This window comes from Achromobacter sp. 2789STDY5608621 (assembly GCF_001299375.1).
In the GTDB taxonomy this organism is placed as follows: domain Bacteria; phylum Pseudomonadota; class Gammaproteobacteria; order Burkholderiales; family Burkholderiaceae_B; genus Achromobacter; species Achromobacter insuavis.
Window position 1 is genome coordinate 459,359 of the sequence record NZ_CYTU01000001.1, and the last position, 5,669, is coordinate 465,027.

General features: G+C 69.2%; 5 protein-coding genes. 1 reads left to right on the top strand and 4 read right to left on the bottom strand.

Annotation, left to right across the window (positions count from 1 at the left end; translation table 11 throughout):
* The 4 genes from AOZ53_RS02165 to AOZ53_RS02180 form a co-directional block, all read right to left on the bottom strand.
* The coding region (locus AOZ53_RS02165; RefSeq protein ID WP_369816776.1) for a TonB-dependent siderophore receptor at nt 1-2,003 on the bottom strand (2,003 nt) is incomplete at its 3' end.
* 436 nt (nt 2,004-2,439) lie between these two features.
* The gene (locus AOZ53_RS02170; RefSeq protein ID WP_054431867.1) at nt 2,440-3,423 is read right to left on the bottom strand and encodes a FecR family protein; all 984 of its coding nucleotides are present in this window, start codon (nt 3,421-3,423) and stop codon (nt 2,440-2,442) included.
* Nucleotides 3,420-3,923: a sigma-70 family RNA polymerase sigma factor gene (locus AOZ53_RS02175; protein ID WP_054431866.1), complete on the bottom strand. Its 504-nt coding sequence runs from the start codon at nt 3,921-3,923 to the stop codon at nt 3,420-3,422. Before AOZ53_RS02175 ends, AOZ53_RS02170 begins: the two co-directional genes overlap by 4 nt.
* 105 nt (nt 3,924-4,028) lie before the next feature.
* A complete protein-coding gene (locus tag AOZ53_RS02180) occupies nt 4,029-5,360 on the bottom strand; it encodes an MFS transporter (protein ID WP_054431865.1) in 1,332 nt (443 codons plus the stop codon).
* Nucleotides 5,361-5,480: 120 nt separating this feature from the next.
* Between AOZ53_RS02180 and AOZ53_RS02185 the strand changes: the two genes are divergently transcribed.
* On the top strand, nt 5,481-5,669 hold a 189-nt coding region (locus AOZ53_RS02185), incomplete at its 3' end, for a GntR family transcriptional regulator (RefSeq protein WP_054486700.1).

The following is a 5,669-nucleotide window of genomic DNA, read 5'->3' on the forward strand; positions in this document are numbered from 1 at the left end:
ACGGTGTAGCTGGGGATCTTCAGCGAGTTGTCGGACGCGCCCGCGGCCGAGCTCTGGTAGCGCACGCCCGCGCCGGCGCCGAAGCCTTCCAGCGGCCCGGTGCGCCAGGTCCAGTCGGCCCACAGCGACGCCATCTGGCGCGGACGCGGGATGTCCACCGGCCACTTGCCCTGGGTCTCGTCGTTGGCCTTGGTGATCTTGACGTTCTGGAACACGTAGGCGCCGACGATGGACAGTTCCGGCGTGATCTTGCCGACCGCGCTCAGCTCGATGCCCTGCGAGCGTACCGCGCCGGTCTGCACGTAGCTGCTGTTGGTGGGGTCGTTCGGGTTGTTGGTGACGACGTCGGTCTGCTTGATCTGGTAGACCGCGGCGTTCAGCGTCAGGTTCTTGCCGTCGGGCTGCCAGCGCAGGCCGGCCTCGATCTGTTTGCCCTGGGTCGGCTTGGCCCAGCTGCCGTCGGCCAGGCGCGTGTTCGAGACCGGGTTGAACGAGGTCGAATAGCTGACGTAGGGCGACAGGCCATAGTCGCCCAGGTAGGTCAGGCCGACGCGGCCGGTGAAAGCCTGGTCCAGCTGCGAGGTGCGGGTGTCGGCCTCGCGGTCGTTCTGGCGGGTGCGGGCCCAGTCCTTGCGGCCGCCCAGCGTCAGCACCCAGCGGTCCCATTTGACCTGGTCCTGCGCGTACAGGCCGACCGTGTTCATGACGGTGTAGGTGTCGGTGCGCGGGTAGGCGTTGGGGCCGTAGAACAGCGATTTGTTGATCGGCGTGTAGACCGGGTTGTACAGGTTCAGCGACGGCGCCTGCGCCAGCCATTCGCTGTCGGTGGTCGACTGGCGGCTGTATTCCAGGCCGGTCAGCAGCGTGTGTTCGAGCGCGCCGGTGCGGAATTTGGCCTCGGCCTGGTTGTCGACGTCGAAGCGGCTGTAGTTGAACTGGAAGATGCCGGCGTAGCGCGTGATCGAGGCCATGGTCGGATCGCTGTCATCCAGGCCGCCGCCGTAGACCGAGCGGTTGTTCAGCTGCAGGTGCATCAGGCGGGTGTTCTGGCGCAGGGTCCAGACCGAATCCAGCTTGTGTTCCAGCGCGTAGCCGAGCGACCACTGCTTCTTGTGGTAGTAGTTGAAGTCCGGCTCGCCGGTGTAGAGATCGCGCGAGATGCGGCCGTTGGGGTTGGGCAGCACCGTGCCCTGGGCGGGCAGGAAGTTGCTGGTGACATCGCCCCAGTCTTCCAGGAAGGTGGCCGACAGCGTCAGGCTGGTGGCGGCGCTGGGCTGCCAGCGCAGCGACGGCGCCAGGACCACGCGCTGGTCCTTGTTGGGGCCGGTCTGGGCGTTGCCGTCGCGGCCCACGCCCAGGATGCGGTACGACAGCGTGCCGTCCTCGTTGAGGCTGTCGCCGAGGTCGAAACTGAGCTGCTTGCGGGCGTAGTTGCCGACCTGGGTCTCGATCTCGCGGATGCGCTCGCCGTTGGCCAGCTTGCTCTGCACGTCGACGATGGCGCCGGGGTCGCCCTGGCCGTACAGCACCGAGGTCGGGCCGCGCAGCACGGTGATGCTGTCGATCAGGTAGGGATCGACGCGCCAGCTGGCCAGGTTGAGCGTGTTGGGCACCTGCAGGCCGTCGACGTAGGCCGTGGGGGTGAAGCCGCGCAGGGCCGAGTACCAGTCGGAGCGGTTGTCCGAGCCATAGCTGGAGAAGCCGGGCACGTAGTGCAGCGCCTGGTTGATGTCGGTGGCGCCGGTCATCTCGACCTGCTGCGCGGTGACCACGTTGATGGTCTGCGGGATCTCGTTGAGCGCCGTGTCGGTCTTGGTGCCGGTGCGGCTGCGGCGCGCAACCAGGCCTTCGACGGCCTCGCCGCGCGCGTCGCCGTAGACCGACACGCTGGGCAGGGTGGCGGTGTCGCCGGCCGGCTGCTGCACCACCGCGGTGTTGCCGTTGATGCGCGCCACCAGGCCGGTGCCCGCCAGCAGCCGGTCCAGCGCCTGCTGCGGTGTCAGCGTGCCGCTGATGGCCGGCGCGCGGCGGTCCTGCACGGCTTCGGGCAGGTAGTAGACCTGCAGCCGGGTCTGGCGGCCCAGTTGCAGCAGCGCTTGCGCCAGCGATTGGGCCGGGATGTCGATCTTGACGGCGGCGGCCTGCGCGTGGACGGCGGACGGCGCGGCGCCCAGGGCGATGGCGAGGGCAAGGGTCAGGGTGCCGAGGGCGGCATGCAGCGGCGTGGCGCGGGGGCGCGGGAGGCGGGTGGGCCTGGCGGAAATCTGGGTCACGATGGCGCTCGATCGGGGCGGCGGTTTCCGCGAGGGAACCGGCCGGCGGGTTCATGCGGGGCGACAGCCTCCGCTTACCTGCTAAGAGCGGATCGGACACCGAACCCCGTAATGATTCTCAAATCAAAATAGAAACAAGATGTATCTTCGCCGGCGCGGCGCCGGGTCAACGGGCGACGAGGTCGCTGCCGCCGTCGGCGCGCGGCGCCACGCGCACCGGGATCAGGGCGGGCAGGGCGGTCAGGAAGCCGCGCGTGTCGTCGATGTCGAACACGCCGGCGATGCGGATGCCGCGCAGCGCGGCGGCGACCCGGATGGGCTGTTCGCGGTAGCGGTTGATCTCGTCCACCACCTGCGCCAGCGGCACGTTGTCGAAGACCGCCTTGCCCTGTTTCCAGGCGGTGAGCGCGGCCACGTTCACGCTTTCGACCTGCAGCGGGTCGCCCTGGCGCGCCAGGCTGACGCCCTGGCCGGCGGCCAGCAGCACCCGTTCGCGCTGCCACCAGGCGCCGGTGGCGACCTCGACCGAGCCGGATTCGACCGCCACCGCCAGCCGCTGGCGGTCATAGCGCACGTTGAAGCGCGTGCCGGTGACGCGCACGCGGCCCAGCTCGGTCTCGACGATGAAGGGCCGGGCCTTGTCCGGCGAGACCTCGAACAGGATTTCGCCGGCCTGCAGCGCCACATGGCGCTCGTCGCGGGTGTAGCGCACCTCGGCCTGGGTGGCGGTGTTGAGCGTCAGGACCGAGTCGTCCTGCAGCGCCACCCGGCGGCGTTCGCCGCGGCCGGTGGCGTAGCGCTGCTGGAACAGCGTTTCGGCCGGCCACCACAGCGGCCAGGCCAGGCCCGCGCCGGCGGCGGCGCAGGCGGTGGCGGCCAGGCCCCAGGCCAGCCGGCGGCGTTCGGGCGATACGGCGCGGGCCGGCGGCCGCCGCGCCAGCAGCGGGCGCAGGTCGTGGTCGGGCACGGCCTGGGTCAGGCCCCAGACCTGCAGCATCTCCTGGTAGGCGCGCTCGTGGGCGGCATCGGCCTGGCGCCACGCGTCGAACTGGCGCCGTTCGGCGGCCGTCATCAGGCCGCCGTGGTCGCGCGCGAACCAGTACGCCGCCGCGTCCAGCGGATCCCTGGGAGGCTTGGCGAGCTCAGTCATGGCGAATAGGCATGCAGGCGGGTGTGCAGGTGCCGCATGGTGCGGGTGAGGTATTTTTCGACGCTGCTGACCGACAGCCCCAGCTGCGCGGCGATTTCCGGCACGGTCCAGCCTTCCAGCCGGTGCCAGGCGAAGACCACGGCGCAGGGTTCGGGCAGTTCGTCCAGCGCCTGGCGCAGCGCGCGCGACAGTTGCGCGGTGCGGGCGCCGGCCTCGGGGCCGTCCTGCGCGGGGTGCTCGTCGTCGTCCAGGTCCTGCAGCGGGATGGCGGCCGTGCGCAGCTGCCTATGGTACTGGTTCGCCAGCCCGTGGTAGACGCTGCGGTGCAGATAGGCGCGCGGGTTGTGGATCGCCGAGACGTCGCCTTCGAGCATGTTGGCGATGGCGTCGTGGGCGGTGTCCTCGACATCGCCGCTGGCGTGTCCCTTGCGCTTCCATGTGCCCAGCAGCTCGCGATAGTAGGCGAGCCAACCGTGTTCGGCGGGGCGGGTCCGGCGCATGCGGGGGCAACGTGGAAGGGACGAAACCGCCGATTATTGCAAATAAGAATAATTCTTGTAAAGCCGGCCGGGGCGTGCGGGCTGCCGCCCCGGCCGGCGCCGCCGCTACAGCGCGCGGCTATGCTGACCAGCGCCCAGCGCGCCGCCGCGCTGGCGGGCGGCCTCGCGCTCCGGCGTGGGCAGGTAGATGGCGCACAGCAGGTTGGCGCCGGCGATGAGGGCGAACATCAGCGCCATCGGCTGCCAGGTCAGGCCGAAGGTGTGCGCCACCCACAGCCCCACCAGCGGCGTGGTGCCGCCGAAGATCGCGCCGCACAGCTGGAAGCTGAGCGAGATGCCGGTGTAGCGCATCTCCACCGGGAAGGCCAGCGGCAGGTAGGGCGCCAGCACCGCGTAGTAGGCGCCGATCAGGAAGATGGCGGTGAGGATGCCGATGGCGATGTTCTGGATGTCGCCGGTCAGGATCAGCATCATCATCGGCACGGCCCACAACGTCGACAGCGCGGTGACCCAGATCAGGAAGCGGCGCTCGCCGACCCGGGTGGCGATGTACGAGGCGATCGGGAAGCTGATCAGCTCGACCACGCCGGCCCAGGTCACCACGTCCAGGATCTGGCTGCGCGTGATCTTCAGGTAGGTGGTGGTGTAGGTGATCATCAGGGTGGTGACGAAGTAGAACCCGGAGATGCCCAGCAGGCACAGGCCGATGCCCAGCAGCAGCGCGCGCTTGCGTTCGCGCAGCACCAGGCGGATGGGGGCGGTGCTTTCCTTTTTCTTTTCCTTCAGGCGCGCTTCCAGTTCGGGGCTCTCGTTGACGCCGCGGCGGATGACGAAGGCCACCAGCACCAGCACGCCGCTGATGATGAAGGGCAGGCGCCAGCCCCATGACAGGAAGTCCTCTTTGGGCAGGTCCGACACCAGGCGGAACACGCCGGTGGCCAGGATCAGGCCGATGGGGCTGCCGTACTGCGGCGCCGAGGCCAGGAAGGTGCGCCACTTGGGCGGCGCGTGTTCGGCCGCGATCAGCACCGCGCCGCCCCATTCGCCGCCCACCGCGATGCCCTGCACCAGCCGCAGCGCGACCAGCAGCACCACGGCGGCCAGGCCGATGGAGTGATAGGAAGGCAGCAGCCCGATCAGCGTGGTGGCCACGCCCATCAGCAGCAGCGTGATGACCAGGCTCTGCTTGCGGCCGACGCGGTCGCCCAGGTGGCCGAACAGCACCGCGCCCACCGGTCGCGCGAAAAAGCCGATGGCGAAGGTGCCGAGCGAGGCCAGCGTGCCCATGAAGGGATCGTTGGTGGCGAAGAACACGTCACCGAACACCAGGGCGGCCGCCGTGGCGTAGCAGTAGAAGTCGTACCACTCGATCATGGTGCCGAAGAAAGCGGCGGCCGCCGCCCTGACCGGCTGTCTGCGGCCATTCTGGTCTTGCATGGAATTCCCCTTGTTTGTCGCGGCTTTCCACGTTGGCGCCGCATTCGATACGGCGTTGACGATAGCAACTACTGGCTATATCTTGTATAGCCACAATCCAATCAGAGATAGGTCCACTTCATGAAGGAAGTCCTGCTCGCCGACCTGCTGTCCGGCGCGCTCTCGCGCGAGTCGCCCGACCCGCTGCAAAAGCAGATCTACGACATCGTGCGGCGCGGCGTGCTGGACCACACGCTGGTGGCGGGACAGCGCCTGCCGTCGTCGCGCGTGCTGGCCTCGGAGCTGGGCATTTCACGCATCACGGTGACG